Annotated in this window: 9 protein-coding genes; 8 read left to right on the top strand and 1 reads right to left on the bottom strand. The window is 72.5% G+C overall.

The features are described from left to right. Positions 1–4647: 4647 nt before the first annotated feature. The 6 genes from ABD981_RS11690 to ABD981_RS11715 all read left to right on the top strand — a co-directional run bounded on the left by ABD981_RS11690 (position 4648) and on the right by ABD981_RS11715 (position 12705). Positions 4648–5994 carry a peptidoglycan-binding protein gene (locus tag ABD981_RS11690; protein WP_345529022.1) on the top strand — a complete coding sequence of 449 codons (1347 nt, stop codon included), beginning with the start codon at positions 4648–4650 and terminating at the stop codon, positions 5992–5994. 182 nt (positions 5995–6176) lie between these two features. Beyond that, positions 6177–6869: an ABC transporter ATP-binding protein gene (locus ABD981_RS11695; RefSeq protein ID WP_046906265.1), complete on the top strand. Its 693-nt coding sequence runs from the start codon at positions 6177–6179 to the stop codon at positions 6867–6869. 251 nt (positions 6870–7120) lie between these two features. After that, entirely contained in the window at positions 7121–8227 is a 1107-nt protein-coding gene (locus ABD981_RS11700; protein ID WP_382747451.1) for an ABC transporter permease, read from the top strand. Between the two features lie 401 nt (positions 8228–8628). After that, complete coding sequence (locus ABD981_RS11705; protein WP_046906173.1) at positions 8629–10587, top strand: S53 family peptidase; 1959 nt, start codon at positions 8629–8631, stop codon at positions 10585–10587. A gap of 295 nt (positions 10588–10882) precedes the next feature. Next, positions 10883–11422 (top strand): ArsR/SmtB family transcription factor, encoded by a 540-nt coding sequence (locus tag ABD981_RS11710; protein WP_046906172.1) that lies wholly within the window; start codon positions 10883–10885, stop codon positions 11420–11422. Then, positions 11419–12705, top strand: coding sequence for an MFS transporter (locus ABD981_RS11715; protein WP_046906171.1), 1287 nt, complete (start codon positions 11419–11421; stop codon positions 12703–12705). Before ABD981_RS11710 ends, ABD981_RS11715 begins: the two co-directional genes overlap by 4 nt. A 168-nt stretch (positions 12706–12873) precedes the next feature. Here ABD981_RS11715 and ABD981_RS11720 read toward each other — a convergent pair whose 3' ends face one another. Further along, positions 12874–14220, bottom strand: a complete 1347-nt coding sequence (locus tag ABD981_RS11720) for a hypothetical protein (RefSeq protein WP_240495112.1) — start codon at positions 14218–14220, stop codon at positions 12874–12876. Between the two features lie 261 nt (positions 14221–14481). Here ABD981_RS11720 and ABD981_RS11725 point away from each other — a divergent pair, with 261 nt between their 5' ends. Together ABD981_RS11725 and ABD981_RS11730 are read left to right on the top strand one after the other, a co-directional pair. Beyond that, positions 14482–15348, top strand: coding sequence for a DUF4132 domain-containing protein (locus tag ABD981_RS11725; RefSeq protein WP_046906170.1), 867 nt, complete (start codon positions 14482–14484; stop codon positions 15346–15348). Further along, positions 15345–20261: a hypothetical protein gene (locus tag ABD981_RS11730; RefSeq protein ID WP_046906169.1), complete on the top strand. Its 4917-nt coding sequence runs from the start codon at positions 15345–15347 to the stop codon at positions 20259–20261. Before ABD981_RS11725 ends, ABD981_RS11730 begins: the two co-directional genes overlap by 4 nt. Positions 20262–20401 lie beyond the last annotated feature (140 nt).

Here is a 20401-nt window from a genome sequence, read left to right on the forward strand (position 1 = left end):
GAGCCGTTAATATGCCCACAGCAGATACGGGCGACACTGCGCCCACGTAGAGCAGCGAGCGTCGAAGTAGCCACACGGCGCGAGACTGAATGACAGTCCAGGCAGCTCGTCCCAACCAGCCGTGCACCAACCACCTGCAGGTGCTGGAGACGCGCAGGGCCGCTCTCAACTCGTTACAAGGTAGGTGCCCGCCAGACAGCCACCGACATCGCCCACCCGGGATCCATGACTCCCCCAACGCACGATAGCGGCCGCGTATGCGGCCTTGACACAGTTGCTCGCGCCACAGGTACAGTCGAGCGCATGGCGCACTCCATGGGTCGCTAGACCGGCCCCATGGCAGCCGGGCCACGAGCAGCGCCCTAGGCTCGCTGCTTCGATGGTACCGCCGGTCAACCCGTCCGCGTCCAGAAAAGCTACCAGCCAGATTGCAGCGCGCCCAGGCTCGTCAACTCGCGCGACGTACGTTGCAGAACAGAAGCGATACATGCCCCGCGCTAACCAGTCCACACCCCGTGAAAGCCCTCGCGTCCCCGCGATCAGCACGAGCTGATGCGCCCCAAGAGACCACCTAGCACCGCCGGCTTTCCCGCACGACGCGACCGCCTCTTCCAGGCAGCCCTAGCGCCGCGCCCAGAGCGAATGCACGTTAAGCGAACGGCCCCCGCCCGAACGGAAAACCGAGCCACCCACCCCGACTCACCAGCCCGAAAGCCTACTCGCATCCCGTAAGCGCTACATGCCCGCCGACGAGCAACCGCCGTACATGCTACCCCCAGGGCCAGCCTATCGACCTCCCGGCCGAACTCCCGGCGCGCCGGCACAGTGTGGCCGACCCCGCCCGAGGGCCACTCCCCGTAAACCCGCAGCAGCGTCACGTAGGAGAGCGAAAACGAAGCCGGGGGTGCCGCCGCCGCCGACTAAGAAGATGGCAGCGCAACGGTCTGCCACGACGCTGGCATTGCGGGCCCCCCAGCTTCCGTAGGCAAAGCCAGCGGCACCCCCGGGGTTACCTCGCAAGGATCGCCCATTCCTCTAGGCACATACAAGGAGCCGACCGTCATGTAACGCGATATGCGCACATGGCAGGCGACATGCACTCCCATGCCCAGGAGCGTAGGCAGGCGCGCTGGCGATCACCGGCGTTCGTACCAGCGGCGCCGATACGGACATCGCTGCACGTGCTGCAATACACCCCACCCATCCCCGACTACGAGACATTAGTCCACCCTCGGTCCGCGTTCTGCTCCGCACCGCCCGGATAGCCGACAGCATAACCGGAACCTGTCAGACGCCGCCCGCCCCGAAAGCCTTGTTCGCCGTCATCCGACGCCTCCGCCCCCCGTGGCGCCACGAAGGCGCATGGAACGTCCAAGCATCGACAGATCCGAGTAGACGCCGGTCAACGACCCTCGGTCGCCCCCGAGGCGAACCTATGAAAGTCGGAGTAGCGCGGCTGGCTGAGCGAGTACCGGAACAGCAGTTCGAAGAGACCGTAGAGATCGGTCTCGCGGCTGGCAAGACCGCTGCGCGACCGCGATGTTACTTAACACCCGATAGACGACCCGTCACGCACTCCCGATGCCGCGTCACGTGAACTCCACCACAGGCCCGCCCTCGGGCACGTGTTGTTTCTTTCCTGCGCCCGCACCCCGTTCGCACAACAGGTATGTAGCCCCAGCAGGCTTTTTATGTTCCCAGCCGATGCAGACCGGCCCGTCCCCTTCGCAGGCCCGCATAGCGCCGAGGGCGACCGCTGACGGCTGGCGTTACGTACGACGGTCCACTCCCGCATATGGGCCGCCTCGCCCCTCCAAGCAAGCCGACGACCCGCCGTATAAACTCCCGGCAAGCAGCACCTCGTTCAACGGCCGCTCCCCGGCCGCGCGCTCCTGCGAGCCCTGGTTTCGATCCCGGCGGCTGGCCAGCCCAGAGAGCAGCCCTCAAGCATGATTGCGCTCGCTGCACTAGTCGCGCGACCCTCGAGCAGACTATCGAGCGGCCATCCGCTCCCCCGTACCACCAGCTCATGCGGCGACCCAGCAGGCGTCCCCGCGCCCACATGCTACGATCTCCTGCCGTCCTGCGCGCTTGCTACGGACCACCTGGGTAGTAGCGCAGCTCCTTCTGTGGGACGCGCTTCGCGGTCCACCGCGCCTAATTCGAAGCGGCTGCCCCACTGCGCGGAGACGAGCCATGCGTCCATCCGCACTCGAGTCATAAGCCTCGTTACGAGGTGTCGGCCTGAGCCCGCCTCTTGAGCCCTCGCCCCACGGCAGCAAGCCCGCTCGTCCAGGAACACAGGCAAGCATCCTCTCGTGGAGGTTAAGGCCCGGCCGACACAGCCCAGGCGGGCCGTGCTCACGGTGCAATCACGGCACGCCCATGACCGCCCCCGGTCGAAGCCAGCCCTCCCAAGGCCCGCCACACCCGAGGCCCCAACGCGAGCGCGACGCAGAGACCGCGTAGCAGCGAGGACGACCACGGGAGAACCGCTGAAGGAGCGCAGCCACCAAGATACAGACGCGCGGCGGACTACGAGCCGCCGTTCGCTAGACGTCCGCGGTGTGCATTTTCGCGAGAGTATCTTGCTGGCATGGGTCCGTAAAAGACCGGGGCTCACGCGGGAACGCCGGCTTGGTGGACCCCTAGGGGTCGCCAGGACCCTGCGCGTGAAGGCCCGCAGGTGGTCGGGAAATAAGCGGCCCTGAGAGAATATGGGCGCCCCTCAGGGTCCAGCTGCCTGTGGATTTCACTTTTAACCCCTCCCTCGATATAGACAGGCCGCAGAGAGGCCGTAATGTCGCGCCGCCTGGAACACTAGCGGAACTGTCTACTATAAAGCAGGCTGTTTTTTTTTTTTTTCTTTTTTTTTTTTATTCCCCAGGAGCCATCCGCTAGGTGCCTCCATGCCGATGGCGCCGCCTAGTACGGCGGTGGTGACGGCCACCCCGTCGCCTGCCCTTGATCCGCACGATCGTACAGCCATCCATGCACACGAAGCACCCGTACACGACGCGTAAGTGCCCTCAAGCAGCGGCGCCGCGCCGAGCACGAGACAGATTCGCGCCGCTGACGACCCAGAGCGCCGGTGAGGCCGGTCGCGCTCCAGCCCCCAGCGCGTGAAGAGCGCCCGCCGACAGACGACGCAGGCCATCATAGACGACCTGATCCCATGGTAGCGACTCCGCAGCGACCGTCCTCCAACCACGGCGCCACGGGCCTCTCGCCCAGCCTTGACGCCCGCAGCTAACTAGCCTTCAGGTTCGCTATGACCCCGTAAACAGGACGTTAGGTGCGCATGATATGATAGCCTGTGTGCCTCCTACCCTAGACCCTAAGCTCAATCAGTCCTCGCACACCGCTTCACCAACCTGCCGACACCTCCGCCAGCTAGCCCCCAGCCGCCTCTGCAGGTACGGCCAATCTACCTATGACGCGAACAGGATAGCAGGTCGCCGAGACCGGCGATAGCCCGGCTAGGACCTGGGCGGCAGGGCGGTTGTTATGCTCCAAAGCGACGCGATCCCGACCCGGCTCACGCTTCGAGCGACGGAGCCGGCAGCGCCGGCCCTGGACGAACGCCAGCGGCCCCCTGTTCTGCGAGCCAGCTATTCTCGCCGTGCCGAGGAGCTCGTCGTCTAGCGATAGTACGCTAGGTCAGGTCGATGATCTGTCCGGCGCCGGGATACAGAATGGCCAGAGGCCCTGCACCGCGTTTTTCTCGCCTCCCCGTAAACACGCTGCCGGGACGCGAAGTAAGCAGCCCAATCAGCACCCCCACCCTACGACGACGTCCCACCGCTCCCGCTCATAGGCGCGCCTGCCCCTTACGACCCCACGCCCGGCTGACAGCCATACACTCGTCCTACTGCCGTAGCTATCCCCCGGCAATCGCCGTAAGGCCGCACGTCGCAAGGACGAGCACGGCATCAGTACATCCCCGAGCTGTGGAGCCTAATACCTCAGACCGCCCGCTCGAAGGCACCGTCGCGCCGCGCGAGCTAACCAAGGGACCGAGCGACGTCATCGGCGCAGCCCCTCTCGCAGCGATCCATTCTCGGCGAAGGAACGCCTCGTACCTCACAGTAAGATACGCGCATGTCCCCCTGTGCTATCCGAAAGGGGACCATCTTCGTCGGTGCTCAAACGAAACCGCTGAGAAGAAGCGAAACATCCCGTCGACGGCATGTCTCACGCATGACGATCGCGAATGCGCCCTACTGACCAGTTGTCGCGCCGCCGCCGCGCCATGACCCATACCCTAGAGCCGCGGCCACTTCGCCCCTAGCTCGACACGCCCCGCGCCTACTAGCTCTGAGCACCTCCGCCTTCCAGACACCGGGCAACCCTGTGAATTGAAGGGGCTGAGCAGTGAGCCTGCGAGGAAGGGAGCGCAAAGAAGCCGACCGAGGAACTCTCGAAACACCGCAAGTGCCTGGCGCGAGCAGGGGCTCGACTGATGCCCGAGCCCAATGCCTGGGCTTGGAGATGAAGGGGCGTGCGGGCTCACCATCGGAGGCGACGGCATGTCCAAGGAGAAGATGGAGTCAGGCGTTCAAGGCCTGCAAGGACAGGCCGGGGTGCCGGCTTCGGCAGGAGCCGACGCAGGCCGACAAGGCCAAGGCCCTCGCCTACGCCCGCTGCATGCGGGAGAACGGCTTCAACATGCCCGACCCCAAGTTCGACGGCGGCGCCCAGCAGGCCCTGCCCATCCCGCAGGGGGCGGAGAAGCAGAAGTTCGAGAAGGCCGCCAAGGCCTGCGAAGCGCCGCCCGATGAGCGGGGGCAGGAGGGGCGACCACCGCGCACGGGGGCGGGGGCCGGGGCAGAGGCAGGGGCGCACGGCGAGGGCGAGCGCCCGCTCGGCCGCCGCCGGCTGCTCGTCGCCCTCGCGACGATCGTGGCCGTCGCGGGCGCCGGAGCCGCCGCCACCGCCCTCACCGCGGACCGGGACGCCGGCCCGGAGCCCGGAGCCGCCGACTCCCGCGGTCTGCCGCCCGCCACCGCCCCGGTCACCCGCGGCGACCTCAGCGACAGCTCCCAGAAGGACGGCACCCTCGGCCACCTCGGCGAGCGGAAGATCAACGCGGGCGGCGCGGGCGGCACCCTCACCTGGGTCGCCCCGACCGGCTCGGTCGTCGAGCGGGACGGACGCCTCTACGAGGTGGACGGCGAGCCGGTCCGGCTGATGTACGGCGACGAGCCCATGTACCGGACGCTCAAGACCGGCGACAAGGGCAAGGACGTACGGCAGCTGGAGGAGAACCTGGCCGCGCTCGGCTTCACCGGTTTCGACGTCGACGAGGAGTTCACGGCGAAGACCGCCGCCGCCGTCAAACGCTGGCAGAAGTCCCACGACATGAAGCAGACCGGCACGGTCGGACCGGACCGGATCGCCTTCGCGGGCAGCGCGGTACGCGTCAAGGACGCGGGCGCCGGATCGGCAGGCGGCTCCGGCGGCGGGAGCGGAGGCGGCTCCGGCGAGGGGCGGCTCGCGCCCGGGGACCGGATCACTCCCGGCAGCCCGGTGCTCACCGTCACCGGATCGGAACGCGTGGTCCGCTTCGAACTGCCCGTCGCCGAGGCCGACTCGGCGAAGGCCGGCACCCGCGTGAAGGTCCGGCTGCCCGACGGCACCGAACTGCCGGGCAAGGTGTCCGCGGTGGGCAAGACGGCGTCGGAGGGCACGGACCCGCAGGACAGGACCCCGAAGATCGAGATCACCGTCTCCTTCGACGAACCGGCCGGGGTCAAGGGCGTCGACCAGTCGCCGGTCACGGTCGAGCTCACCGGCCGCACCCGGCAGGACGTCCTGTCCGTCCCCGTCAACGCGCTGCTCGCGCTCCCCGACGGCGGCTTCGGCGTGCAGGTCGTGGAAGGCGGCGGGACGCGCGACGTCCGGGTCGAGCTCGGCATGTTCGGCCAGGGCCGGGTCGAGGTCAGCGGCGAGGGGCTGCGCGAAGGCATGAAGGTCGGGGTGCCGAAGGCGTGAGCGAGAAGCTGAACGTCGAGCTGAACGACGGGCTGAACGACGGGCTGAACGACGGGCTGAACGACGGGCTGAACGTCGAGTCGCACGGCCCTGCCGCGCATGTCGACACGCGGGCCGCCGAGGCCCCCGACGGGTACACCCGAACCAGTCACCCCCACCCCCACCCCCGCACCCACCACCCGCTGAAGTCGGTCGTCGACCTGAAGGGCGTCGTCAAGGAGTACGCCGGCGGCGTCCGCGCCCTCGACGGGATCGATCTCGCCGTCGGCGAGGGCGAGCTGGTCGGGATCGTCGGTCCGTCGGGCTCCGGCAAGTCGACCCTGCTGCACATCGTCGGGACCCTCGACCGGCCCACCTCCGGGACCGTCGCGATCGCCGGGCACGACATCGCGGCGCTCACCGACCGCAGGCTCTCGGCGCTGCGGGCCCGTCACATCGGCTTCGTCTTCCAGGCCTTCCACCTGGTGCCGGGCGTCGCCGCCCTCGACAACGTCGCCGAAGGGCTGCTCTACTCCGGTCTGCCGCGCGCGCGCCGCCGCCGGATGGCCGCGGACGCCCTGGCCCGGGTGGGCCTCGCCGACCGCGTACGGCACCGCCCGCACGAGCTCTCCGGCGGGCAGAAGCAGCGCGTGGCCATCGCGCGCGCCGTCGTGGGCGAGCCCGCGCTGCTGCTCGCGGACGAGCCGACCGGGGCGCTGGACTCGGCGTCCGGCGAGGCGGTGATGGAGCTGCTGCACACGCTGAACGAGGAGGGCGCGACGATCGCGGTCATCACGCACGACACCGAGATCGCGGCACGGCTGCCGCGGCAGGTCCGGATCCGTGACGGCAGGGTCGTCGCGGACACGGCGCACGGAAAGGTCATGGCCCGATGAGGCGCGGGACACCCGCAACCGGCTCCCGGCCCGCAGCCGACTCCCGGGCCGCGCCAGAGTCCGGGGCCACGCACGAGTCCGGGTCCGCGCCCGGCTCCCGATCCGCGCCCGGCACCCCATCCGCAGCCGGCCCCGGTTCCGCGTCCGGCTCGCGGTCCGCGCGCCGGAGTGTTCTGAGGGCCGCCCGTCTCGGGCCCCGTGACGTCCTGCACGTCGGCTCGGCCGGGCTGCGCAGCCGCCCCGTCCGCGTGGTGCTCTCCGCGCTGGGTATCGCCATCGGGATCGCGACGATGATCGCGGTGGTGGGCATCTCGGCTTCCAGCCAGGCCCAGTTGCTGCGGCAGCTCGACGCGCTCGGCACGAACATGCTGGTCGCCAAGGCGGGCGAGGGGATGTTCAGCGGGCAGGAGGTCAAGCTGCCCAAGGACGCGGTGGGCACGGTCTCGCGCATCGAGGGGGTCGAGAAGGCCGGCGCGACCGGTGACCTCGCGCGCTCGGTGCGCCGCTCCGAGAAGATCCCGGAGGCCGAGACCGGAGGCATCGCGGTGAAGGCCGCGACCGAGGAGCTGCTCGACGTGCTGCGCGGCCGCACGGCCTCGGGCACTTGGCTCAACGCCGCGAACGGGCGCTATCCGGCCGTGGTCCTGGGACACGTCGCCGCGGAGCGCCTGGGCATCGACCGGCCCGGGCGACAGGTCTGGATCGACGACCGCTACTTCACGGTCGTCGGCATCCTCGACCCGCTGCCGCTCGCCCCGGAGATCGAGCGTTCGGCACTGGTCGGCTGGGACGCGGCCCAGCGGCTGCTCGGCTTCGACGGGCATCCGACGGCGGTGTACGAGCGTTCCACGGACGCGGCGGTACGGGAGGTCCAGCGGTTGCTGGCTCCGACGATCGACCCGCAGAACCCGCAGAACGTGTCGGTCGGCGACCCGTCCTCGGCCCTCAAGGCGAAGGCCGCCACCGAGGGCGCGTTCTCCACGCTGCTGCTGGGGCTGGGCGGCATCGCCCTGCTGGTGGGCGGTGTCGGCGTCGCCAACACCATGATCATCTCAGTGCTCGAACGACGCCACGAGATCGGTCTGCGCCGCTCGCTGGGCGCGACCAGGGGCCAGATCCGGATCCAGTTCGTGACCGAGTCCCTGATGCTCTCGGGGCTCGGCGGCCTGGCCGGGGTGGCGCTCGGAGCGGCCGCCGTGGCGGCGTACGCCACTGCCGGCGGACTGCCCTGGGTGGTCCCGCCCTGGTCGGCCGCGGGCGGCTTCGCGGCCACGCTCGCGATCGGCACCGTGGCGGGCCTCTACCCGGCCGTCCGGGCCTCCCGCCTGTCGCCGACGCTGGCGCTGGCGGCCGGTTAGGGAGCGGCGCAGGGGAGCGGGGCACGCGGCGGGGGCCGGGCGGCAAGGCGCCCGGCCCCCGGCCCCGGCGACGAGGACCCCCGCCGAGGACGGGTTCGGGTCGCCCGCCGGGTCACCGCGAGGTCATCTGCCGGGTCACCGCGAGGTCATCTGCCGGGTCACCGCGAGGTCATCTGCCGGGTCACCGCGAGGTCATCCGCCGGGTCATCCGCCAGAGCACCCGATGGCGAAAAGGCGCCGGCGTGCCGGAACATGGCGACCAGTCAATTCCATTTCGTAGAGAGCTCTTTGGCCTCTTTTGATCACTCCCTACCCCCGACGTGAACTGATCCTGACAAGAGTGTCGGCCGTACCCGCCGTGCCCACGCGCGGCACGCGACCGCCTCACCACAGGGGACGACATGGGAAGCAGCCGTACGACACGGCGCACATCACTGGGCATCGCGGCGGCCCTGCCGCTGCTCGCCGGCGCACTCGCCGTCGGGATGCCGACGGCACAGGCCGCGACGCCGGTGCCCGGCGGCAGGGTGGCCCTGGAGGGGGCCCGGCCCGGTTGGGCCACCGCCTCGGCGGACGAGGGTGGCACCGCCCCGTCCGCGCGGGTCGACGCCCGCGTCTACCTGGCCGGACGGGACCCGCAGGGCCTCACCGCGTACGCCGAGGCGGTCTCCGACCCGGCGTCACCCCGCTACGGCGCCTACCTGACGCCCGACCAGGCACGCCGCCGCTTCGGCGCGGCACCGCAGCAGGTCGAGGCCGTCACGCGGTGGCTCCAGGGGGCCGGCCTCGCCGTCACCGGCACCAACGAGCACTACATAGCCGTCTCGGGTGACGTGGCCGCCGCCGAGAAGGCGTTCGCGACCCGGCTGCACGACTACCGCAAGGGCTCGGCCACCTACCACGCCCCCACCTCCACCCCCTCCGCGCCCGGCGCCGTCGCCAAGGCGGTGCTGACGGTCACCGGCCTGGACAACGCCCCGCACCGCGCCACCCACCAGGACGCCCTGCCCGGCCCGGGCGCCGGATTCCGCAACGCGGGCCCCTTCTCGACGTACTACGGGTCGAACATCGCCACCTCGCTCCCGGACGCGTACGGCGCCAAGGTCCCGTACGCGGTCAGGGGCTACACCGGCAGGCAGCTGCGCGCCGCCTACGGCGCCGGCGCCCGCACCGGCAGGGGCGTCACCGTGGCCATCACCGACGCCTACGCCAGCCCGACCATCGCGGCCGACGCGCGGACGTACGCCGGGCGCCACGGCGACAAGGCGTACCGCGCCGGACAGCTCCGCCAGGTCACGCCGGCCGAGTACACGCACACCGAGGAGTGCGACGCCTCCGGCTGGTACGGAGAGGAGACCCTCGACGTCGAGGCCGTGCACGCGGTCGCGCCGGACGCCGACGTGGTCTACGTCGCGGGCGCGTCCTGCAACGACCCGGACCTGCTCGACGCCCTCGACAAGATCGTCGACAAGCGGCTCGCCGACATCGTCTCCAACTCCTGGGGCGACATCGAGGCCAACGAGACCCCGGAGATCGCGGCCGCCTACGACCGGACCTTCAAGCTCGGCGCGGTCGAGGGCATCGGCTTCTACTTCTCCTCCGGCGACAACGGCGACGAGGTCGCCAACACCGGGACCAAGCAGGTCGACACCCCGGCCAACTCGGCCTGGGTCACGGCCGTCGGTGGCACCTCGCTCGCCGTCGGCAAGAACGACGCCTACCGCTTCGAGACCGGCTGGGGCACCCTGAAGGCGTCCCTCGCCGCGGACGGCTCCGGCTGGACCGGCTTCCCCGGCGCGTACACCAGCGGAGCGGGCGGCGGCACCAGCGCGACGGTCCGCCAGCCCGCCTACCAGCGCGGCGTCGTGCCCGACGCGCTCGCCAAGGCGGCTGGCGCCGACCGCATGCGGACCGTCCCCGACATCGCGGCCGTCGGCGATCCCAACACGGGCTTCCTGGTCGGCCAGACGCAGACCTGGCCCGACGGCTCGGTCTCGTACGACGAGTACCGCATCGGCGGCACCTCGCTGGCCGCCCCGGTCGTCGCGGGCCTCCAGGCGCTGGCGCAGCAGGCCCGGAACCTGCCGATCGGCTTCGCCAACCCCGGCATCTACGCCCGGTACGGCTCCCCGCTCTTCCACGACGTCACGGACCACCCGCTGGGCGCGGACCGCGACCTGGCCGTGGCCCGCAACGACTTCGCGAACGGCACGGACGCCACCGACGGCCTGGTCACCTCGGTGCGCAGCCTCGGCAAGGACAGCTCCCTGAGCGCGGTGCGGGGGTACGACATGGTCACCGGCGTCGGCTCCCCGGCGCCGGGCTACGTGGACTCCTACCGCTTCCCGTTCCGGCGTTGACGTTCCGGCGTTGACGTTGCGGCGTTGAGGTTCCGGCGCTGACGGCGCTGACGGCGCTGACGGCGCTGACGTAGCGGCCGAGCGGCCGAGCGGCCGAGCGGCTGAGCGACCGAGGGGCCGAGGGGCCGAGGGGCCGAGGGGCCGGTGCGGGTGGGGTCACCTCACCCGCACCGGCCCCTTCGTCATGTCCCGCCGAAGGAGCGCGCGGGAGCGGAGGCCGCGCGTCCGGAAAATCCTCGCGGAAGCCGGGGCGAAACCCCTTGCGCAATGGTCAAGAAGTGTTGACCATTGGGCCATGCCAACCGATGATCTTCCCGAGACGTTCCACGTCACCACCGACGAACAACTACGCGCCGTCTCCAACCTGACGCGGCACCGCATCATGGCCGTGCTCCGCTTCGAGCCCGCGACCATCACCCAGATCGCCGAGCGGATCGGCCTCGCCAAAGGCAGCTCCAGCTACCACGTACGGCTGCTGGAGCGCGCCGGCCTGGTGAAGGTGGTGCGCACGCGCAAGGTGCGCGGCGTCACCGAGCGGTACTACGCGATGGCCGCACGGACGATCGAGCTGCCGGACCCGGGCGAGGGAGCCCCGGACATGCTGATGCGGCACGCGGTCGCCGACCTGGAGGCGGCTCCGGCGGACGCCGAGCGCCACGTGGGAATGGCCCACCTGCGCCTCACCGAGGAGCAGTTCACGGAGCTGGGCGAACGGCTGCAGGCGCTCGCGGACGAGTACCGGAAGCTGTCCGACCCCTCGCTGCCGGACGCCTCGTTCGTCTTCGCACTCTTCCACCCGGGAACGGGCCCGCGCGCCGAGGAGGACGCCAAGTGACCTCGGACGTGAAGAAGCTCCCGACCGGGTTCGGACGCCTCTGGACCGCGCAGACGGTCTCCTCGCTCGGCGACGGCGTCATGCACGCCGCACTGCCGTTGCTTGCCCTGACGCTCACGCGGGATCCGATGGCTCTCGCCGTCGTCACGGCCGCCGGAACGCTGCCGTGGCTGCTCTTCGGTCTGCTCGGCGGTGCGCTGGTGGACCGCTGGGACCGCCGGCGCACGATGTGGGTGACGGACGCGGCGCGCGCGGTTCTGCTCGCGGTCCCGGCGGCAGCGGCCGCGCTCGACCTGCTCAGCATTCCCCTGCTCGCGGTCGTCGCCTTCCTCCTCGGCCTCGGCGGACTCTTCTTCGACACGGCCGCCACGGCCTACCTCCCGGACCTGCTCGGCCGCGACCCCGCGCTCCTGGAGCGCGCCAACGCCCGCCTGCGCGGCACCCAGACCGCCGCGTCCGGCTTCGCCGGGCCGCCCGCGGGCAGCGCCCTCCTCGCTCTCGGACGGACGGTCCCGCTGCTCGCCGACGCGGTCTCCTTCGCCTTCTCCGCGCTCCTCGTGCGATCGCTCCCCGCCATGCCCCGCCCCGTGCCGCAGGCCCGCGAGTCGCTGCTGCGACAGGCCCGGGCCGGCGCCTCGTACGTACTCCGGGACCAGGTGCTGCTCGGACTCGCGCTGCGCCCGGCGGTCGGGAACATCGCCTTCGTCGCCATGGAGACCGTGCTGGCCCTCTTCGCCCACGACCGCCTCGGCATCGGCACCTTCGGCTTCGGCCTGCTCCTCACGGCGGAGGCCACCGGCGGCCTGTTCGGCGCGGGCATCGCCTCCTTCCTCGGCCGGCGACTGGGCACCGGCGCCGCCCTCACCTGCACGGCCGCCGTCGAGGGACTCGCCATCCTCGGCCTCGCCACGGCCTCGAACCCGTACGTGGCCGGCCTCGCGCTCGCCGTCTGCGGAGCGGGCGTGGGCGCCACCATGGTGCTCGCCCCCTCACTCCGCCAGGCGATCGTCCCCGCCCACCTCATGGGCCGGGTCACCTCCACCTCCCGGATGGTCGGCATGTGCGCCGCCCCGTTCGGCGCGGTCCTCAGCGGCTGGCTGGCCACCGCGTACGACGTCCGCACCCCGCTCTACACCGCCGCCGGCCTCCTGCTCGTCATGACCGTCGTCACGTCCACGATGACGAGCAACCGCCGCGTCGAGGCGGCGCGGCAAGCAGCCGCCCGCACCGCTGAAGCGGACGGCGCGGAGTCCCCGGATCCCGTTCAGGAGCACGCCCGTTAGGGCTCCACGAGGCGAGGACGTGGAACCGGCGCAGAGCCCGGATCGGCCGGCCGCGCTCGGCTCGCCGCTGCTCGGTTCGGATGGCCACGCCCGGATCGGCCGGCCCCGCCCCGCCCTGCCCGCCCTGCCCGGCTCGGCCGGCTCGGCCCGGTCCGCCCGGCCCCGGGGTCAGCGGCGCTCGCAGCGGTACCGCAGCTCGGCGATGAGAGCTTTCTCCTGCGCGTTGAGATCCCCGTCGACCGTGGCGACCCGTTCGGCGGCGTCGACGACGTCGGAGAGATCCCCGGACTCGGCGTCGATGCGCTCCCACACGTCGGCCGGGTCGATGGTGACCACGTGGGCGAGCCGCTCGTCGTCCACCTGATGCCGCTCCCGCGCGAGCCGCGTCAGCTGCCGGAACAGCAGGCTCTCGGTGTCGGCGATCTTGCCGTCGGCGTTGATGACGAGCCAGGCGACCCACAGCATCAGCCGCGGATGCCGGGTGCGGCGGACCAGGGTGTCGGCGAGTTCGATCACTTCCGCCTCGCCCCGGAACACGGACTGGGCGTGACGCCCGGCGGCCACGGTCGTGTAGCGGTTCACGAGGATGGTGAGGGGGATCCCGACGCCGGGGATGCCGAACTTGATGATGTTGCGCTGCAGGAGGTGCTTCCCGATGATCGGAAGGCTCTTCGCGGCGGCCAGGACCGGACCGGAGTAGATCTTCTTGATGACCTGCCGGACCAGGGCGGGTACGAACTTCAGGCTGCCGCGGGCGGTCTCCCCGGCCTTGATCCCGAAGGCCACCCGGACGAGCTTCATCATGTCCTCCGGATCGTCCACGTCCAGGGGAATCCGGTAGATCACCGCGATGTCGTGAGCCAGGCGCAGCTGCAACTGCGTGATGAACGTCAGATCCACCATGAACGTGACCACCCCGGCCGGCACCGCGGCGGGGCTCGCGCCGCCCAGCGACCCGATCGTCGCGGCGATCGTCCCGGTGTAGAGGCTGGAGGTGATCCCGCCCTCGATCATGGCGCTCTTCGCCGCCAGCTTGATCTGCTGCCCGACGACGCCGTCCGCGGGCACGCCCTTGTACTTCTCCTGGAAGTACTCCCAGGTGGCCTTCCCCGTGTACGACCGCAGCGCCTGCGCGCAGAGCTTCGTGAACCAGCCGCCCGACTTGATCTCGTCCGCGCTCAGCCCTTTGACGAACTCCCGCAGCCTCTCCCGCTCCTGCTCGACGGCTTCTCGGTCGGCTGCGTCGTACGCGGCGTCGTCGGCGTCATCGGCGGTGGCGTCGGCGGCGGAGCCGGGCAGCAGTTCGGTCACAGCGGGGTCCCCTCCCAGATGGTGCGGTGCCCCGCAAGGCTGCCAGATACGGGCATCGGGCACGCGGTCCTTCGCGAGGTCCACCGGGTTGGGCAGGAAGCTGTGGACGTGCCCGGGCTGATGGGACCGCACCAGCACGTCACCCAGCGCCCGGGCCGTGGGCGCGTGGTGCGGGACGACCGGGGCGATGAAGCCCGCCCTCACGAACGCCGCGGCCCCTCGCATGGCCGACCGCGGAGCGGCCGCCCAGCCACGTGCCTGCCCGGCCCGGACGGGCCCCGACGCGCCCCGACGCGCCCCGGCCGGGCTCGACCCGGCACGCGCCGGCAGCGCCCGACCCAGCCTCGAACACCCGTTGTCAGTGCCCCTCGTTAGTCTCCTCCACATGCCGCAGCTCAGGGGTTTCGAACCCCCTTTTTCGGGCTGCGCCGAGACATCTGACGGACAGGCGGAGGGGCACGGCTGATGGCGTGGCTGGCAGCGGGTGAGGGGTACGAGATCACCCTCGAGGACGGGCGTGTGGTCGCACGGCGCGTCGGGGGGAAGCAGTTGAAGGCACTGCCGAAGGCGTTGCGCGACAGTGCCGAGGTGGACCGGCTGCGGCGGCTCGCCGAGTGGCTGGACCGGCACGCCGCCTCGTGCGTGGCGCAGGTGGACGCGTGGATGGTGTCCTCGCTCCCGGTGCCGACCGAGCTGATCGCGCGGGTGTGGCGGGACGAGGCGTGGCAGGCGGCCCTGCGGGACATGGCCGTCGTCGGCGACGACCCCGACGAGGTCGGCTTCCTGCGGGACGTCACCGCCGACGGGGAGCTCAAGGTGGTCGACCTCGACGGCGAGACCGTCCGGCTGGCACCCCGCACGGTGACGCTGCCCCACCCCGTCCTCCTCCCGGACCTGGACGACGTACGGGACTTCGCCGCCGACCTCGGCATCACCCAGAACGTGGAGCAGATCCACCGGGCCACCTGGGAGCGGCCGGACGGGCCCGGCGCCGGGCAGCCCGAGACCGCCACCGAGGTACGGGACTACGCGGGCGGGAAGTTCGCCTCCCGGTTCGGCCTCGCCGCCCGCGCCACGAACCTCGGCTACCGGGTGTCCGGCGGCTACGCCACCTGCAAGGTGCGCGACGGGGGCCGCAGCACGGAGGCGTCGGTGTGGATCGGCGAGCCGTACTGGGACGGGGAGTCGGAGACCGGCGGACTGAGCTGGCACGACGAGGACGGCCGCGCGGTGCGGCTGAGCGAGGTCGGACCGGTGGCCTGGTCCGAGGGGATGCGCATGGCCGCGGCGCTGTACGCCGGCCGCACGATCGAAGAGGGTGGGAACGCGTGACCGGCACGGACATCGACGACAACAAGGAGCTGCTCGCGGCGGGAGCGGTGCTCCCGGCCGACGCGAAGGACGCGGGCCCCTCGGCGGTCGAGCTGACCGCACGCGCCTACCGCCACGCGGTGTTCGCGGAGGACCGCGTCGTCGTACGGCTGGCCGCGGCCGAACTCGGCCCCGCCGAGGACCTCGCCGCCGGCTTCCTCGGCTTCGAACCGGAGGGCGAGCCGACGGTGGTCGGTCTCGGCCGGCGCCAGGAGCTCGGCTTCCCCGAGTGGGTGCTGGTGCACCACCCGGAGGACGGACACCACGCCCTCGCCGTCGTGCCGGAGCTGGACCGGCTCGCGCGGCAGGCCAGGACCAAGCCCAAGGCAGCCCTGGACGCCTGCCACGAGCTGGCCGGCCGGCTCGCCTCGGCCGTCCCGCACTTCCTCCCCGTCTTCTACGAGCAGGCCGCGCGGGTCTTCCTCGGTGTCGAGAACCCCACGTACGCCGGTCAGCTCTTCGGCCGTGCCCGCACGAGCGAGGCGCAGCACGGGCTGACCGTCGACGAGGACCGGCTCGACGCCGTGTTCCTGGAGTTCGCCCTGGCCGGCGCCCTGCCGGTCAAGGTGCTCACCGGCTACGGCAAGGAACTGTCGGCACGGCTCGCGCCCGTCGAGGCGTACGAGCGGTTCCGGCGGCTGTGCGTGCGCCGGACGGCGGGCGGGCTCGCGCCCTCGGCCCAGGCCGCGACGGAGCTGAAGAGGCTGGCCCGGGCCGCCGCCCTGCCGGGGAACGAGGCCGAGCAGGACTACCTCGCCGAGATCCTGCCGCTCCCGGCGACGCTGCGGGCCGCGGCCGGCTGGTGGAAGTCGCACCGCGGCGCGCTCGTCGCCCTGGCCCGGCGCGTCCCGTCCGTGCGCGGCACGCTGCTGACGATGACCCCGCCCGGGGACAGCGGGGAGATGACCGAGCTGTGGCTCGGCATCCTCGCGGACTCCGGCGCCGACGCCGGACTCGTCGACGCGGACCTGCCGCCGGAGGAGCAGTGCTCCGACGGCGCCGCGGGCTGGCTGGAGCGCTTCCACACCAGCCGGCACCGCGGCTGGGGGCCGCGCCCCACGCCCCCCGCGCTCCTCGAACTGGTGCGGCGGGCGGCCGGCCGGCTCCGTGCCGACCTGGCCGCCCGGCCCGAGGGCGAGCGGTTCCTGCGGATCGGCGTCGAGGACGTGGACCTGCTGGACCTCCTGCTCTCGCTGGACATCGCCATCGCCGACCCCGAGGACCAGGAGGCCCGCAACCGGCGGGGCCAGGCCCTGAACCTGTCGGACTGGGCACGCGGCGAGGAGCGGCGGGACCTGGCCGCGCTCGCCGCCGACCCCCGCTTCCGCCCCGCCTTCCGGCGCGCGGCGGACGGCTACAACAGCCCGTCCACCGGCACCGACGTGATGCGCCGGCTCGCCGCCTCGACCGGTGGGCGTCCGATGCTCGCCGAGTGGATGCGGGACGTCGCCCGGGCCTCCGTGGCGGCCGGACTGCCCGGACTGCCGAACGCCATCGAGCGGCTCTCCTGGCTGCCCTCCGAGGCACTCGCGCTCGCCCCGCAGGAGGTCGCGGCCGCGGCCGCCGCCGACCTCGGGGAGACCGTGGCCCGCACCCTGCGCGGCGGCCTGTGGGAGGAGCTCGGCTGGCCCGCCTGGGAGGAGGCGCTCACCGAGCTGGCCCCCGGACGGAACAGCACCGAGGGCCTGACCGTCGCCGAGGCCTGGCCGTACCTGATCGTGGCCAACGCGACCCAGGTCCGCGTCATCGACGCCGAATCCACCGTCCTCGTGCACGACCTCCGCGGCGTGCCCTCCGCCAACGTGTGGCGGACGGGCTTCCACTACGTGGACGGTGCGCTGCTGGTGTTCTGGAGCACGTACGGACAGCGCGGACCGCAGGGCTACTGGCACACCGCGCCCGACACGGTCTTCGACCTCGTCGGCGCCGACCAGTGGGCCATGCGCTCGCAGCACCCCAGCCTGCCGCTGCCCGGCGGCGGCCGCACCACCGGCGGCGGCGTCCTCCACGCCGGCGACACGAAGCTGCCGGCGGAGCGCTCGCTGATCTCCGACGGCACCTCGTACTGGGTGTGGGAGAACGGCGACGGCGAGGACAAGGGCGGCTGGCTCGAGTACGACCCGGTGGGCGGCGCCCACGGACGCCGTTCACAGCCCGGCTTCCTCGCCGACGCACTGCTGGGGCACGCCCCCGGCGCCGAGCTGGCCGCCGCCTCGTCCTGGCTGCGCCCCGCCCCGGCGGTGGAGGGCTCGGCCCAGGGACCGTCCGAGGGCGGACTCCTCGGCTGGCGCGTCGTGCGGCTGCCGGACGGCAGCCACCACGGCGAGGACGCCACCGGACGGTCCGTCACCGTTCCGAAGAGCGCCGACAGGCCGGTCGGCCTGCTGACGTTCCCCGGCGACGACCGGCCCCGTGCGCTGACCCAGCAGTGGCGCGAACTGTCGCTCAGCGACCCGGAGGGCGTGGTCACCACCACGGCCCGCTTCGACCACCGCGACGAGCTGTACGGGACCGCGGGGAAGGCCCTGCCGCCGCTGGCGTACCTGTACCTGCTGCGCGCGCGTGACCCGGAGGGATCGGCGGCACTGCGCGGCGTCGACGCGGAGACCGCCGGCGTCCTGCTGAAGGCGGCCATGCGGGCGGAACGGGCGGCCGACCTGCCCGGGCTCGTCAGCGCCGCACTGCCGCGGCTCTCGGCCCCCGAGCTGATCGCCGGCGTGGTGAAGGTGCTGCGCTTCGCGGTCCGGCAGCAGAAGGCCCTGGACGACGTGGCCGCCCGCCTCGACCCGACGACCGGGGCCGTCGAGACACGAGTCCAGGGACCCAGCGACCAGCTGATCGGCAGGGCCCTCCAGGGCATCGTCGGCTCCGGCTACTCCCGCTACGGCTCGGACGAGGACGTGACCCACCGCTACCTGGAGGCGCTGGCGACCGTACGGGCCGACACCGCCGCCCAGGCGCCGCCGGGGCGGCTGCACTTCGACGTGCCGTCGCTGCCCTACACCGGACTGCCCTTCGTCTCCCTCCTGGACGAGCCCGCCGCGATCGCCTACCGGGCCGTCGCACCCGGGAGCGACCCCGAGCACCGGGCCGCCCTCCTCGGCGTCCTCGACCTGGTCGACGCCCTGGGGATCGCCTCGACGGCGACGTCGACCGGCCACTGGCGCAAGGTCCTCGTGCACCTGACGCCGCCCCACCTGCACACCCCGGACGGGCAGGGACGCAACGTCTCCCACCGCAGCGTGCTGCCCCTGGGCGGCGGCGCCGCGCTCGGCATCACCGAGCACACCGAGAGCGTCACCGACGGACGCGAGTTCGGCGCGCTGCTCCACGACCCGAGCGGACGCTTCGAGGTGCCCGGCCCCTACACCGTGCGAGGTGCCGCCCCGGTGGGCGACCGGGTCCGCGGCGCCACGTGGCTCGCCGACTTCCTCCGGGAGGCGCGCTCGCGTGCCGAGGCGCCGTTCCTGCCGGAGGCCGCCGAGGAGTTCAGCCGCCTCACGGGCGTGTCCGGGGCGCTCGCCCGGATCGTTCTCGCGGGCATGCCCGGCGTGGCCAACTGGGAGAGGAACTTCCTGCCGGCCGGGCTGCGCAAGACGCTCGGTCTGAAGGTCGCCGAGGCCGCGGGCGCGCGCGACGAGCTGCGCGCGCTCAGGGTCGAGGTGCGCCGCGCGGTGCTCGCCGCGCTCCTGCCCGAGGACCCGGCCCGGCTGTGGACCGAAGGCCCCGACGCGGCCTCGGCGGCCGCCGTGTGGAACGCGAAGGTGGGACGGCGCCGGCAGGTGCCCGACTGGCTGGCGGCGGAGGCCGCCCGCACCACCCGCGGCGGCTGGCCCGCGCACCGGGCGCTCCCCGCACTGCTCGACCCGGACGGCTCCCCGGAACTCGGCGCCGACGTGCCGTGGCACATCGAAGGCGACCACGCGGCCACCGTGACCCCGGCCAAGGCGCCGTTCGACGCGGAGGTGCTGACCGGTGCGATGGACCTGACCGCCTGGCTGGCCCACCGGCTCCCCGCCGGCGACCCGGTCCGGGCGGCGCTGCCCAGCGCCCTGACCGCCGTGCGGCAGCGGCTCGCGGCACCCGGACTCCTCCTCCCCGTGGGCCACTACACGAGCCTCGCGGACTTCCGGAAGGTGGCGGGCGCCCCGACGGAGACGGCACCGGACCACGAGCGGTACGGGGCGGTGCTCATGGCCACCCAGGACGGCCAGCCGCAGCCCGCCGTACGGCCCGCCCTGCTGGACTCCACCGGCTCCGACCCGTACCTCGTGGCGCTGCGCGGCGACGACCAGCGGCCGACGGACGTCGAGACGGCCCTGCGGCGCGCCCACGACCCCGCGTTCGCGCGGCTGCTGGCCGACCCGGGCGCACCCGCGGCGGGCGAGCCGGACGGCGAGGGCCTGTGGTGGCCGCAGGACCCCTCGCGTTCGGTGCCCGCGCTGGTGGCCGAGGTCGCCGGGACCCGCTCGCTGAGCGCCGACGCGGCGACGCTGTACCTGATGCTGCTGGCCCTGCCCGACCCGACCGACCGCAACACCGCGCGGTGGACCGGCTGGAAGCCCGCCCGCCTCAAGGCGGCGCGAGCCGAACTGGCCGACACCGACCTGGTGATGACGGCGGTACGGGCCCGGGCCGGACGCTCGCTGTTCCTGCCGGGCGCCTGGACGGAGCAGACCGCGCCCGTCCTCCCGGTGGAGCAGTGGAAGCTCCCGATGTACGGGGTCACCGCCGGCACCCGGCCGGTCCTGGGCTCCCTCGTGCCGACCGAACCGGCCGCGGAGCTGTTCGCCCGCGCCTGGCAGCGGATCCTCGACGGCGACGTCCCCCGGTTCGAGGAGCTGAAGGTCCGGCGGACGAGGAGGCGCCGCTGAGGCCCCGCCGCCGACCGGCGGCCCCTGGTCGGCACGGCGTGGCGCACCCGCCCCGGGCGCGCCACGCCGGCCCCGACCGGTCCCGAACCGGCCCCCACCCTGCGAGCACCCGCGCGACCTCTCGCGTCCGCACGTCTGCC

It is taken from the genome of Streptomyces showdoensis, assembly GCF_039535475.1.
Classification (GTDB): domain Bacteria; phylum Actinomycetota; class Actinomycetes; order Streptomycetales; family Streptomycetaceae; genus Streptomyces; species Streptomyces showdoensis.

What these genes read in the sequence shown, in the direction of transcription:
- ABD981_RS11690 (WP_345529022.1), top strand. Translation starts at nt 4,648, where the DNA reads ATGCGGGAGAACGGCTTCAACATGCCCGACCCCAAGTTCGACGGCGGC.
- ABD981_RS11705 (WP_046906173.1), top strand. Translation starts at nt 8,629, where the DNA reads ATGGGAAGCAGCCGTACGACACGGCGCACATCACTGGGCATCGCGGCG.
- ABD981_RS11710 (WP_046906172.1), top strand. Translation starts at nt 10,883, where the DNA reads ATGCCAACCGATGATCTTCCCGAGACGTTCCACGTCACCACCGACGAA.
- ABD981_RS11725 (WP_046906170.1), top strand. Translation starts at nt 14,482, where the DNA reads ATGGCGTGGCTGGCAGCGGGTGAGGGGTACGAGATCACCCTCGAGGAC.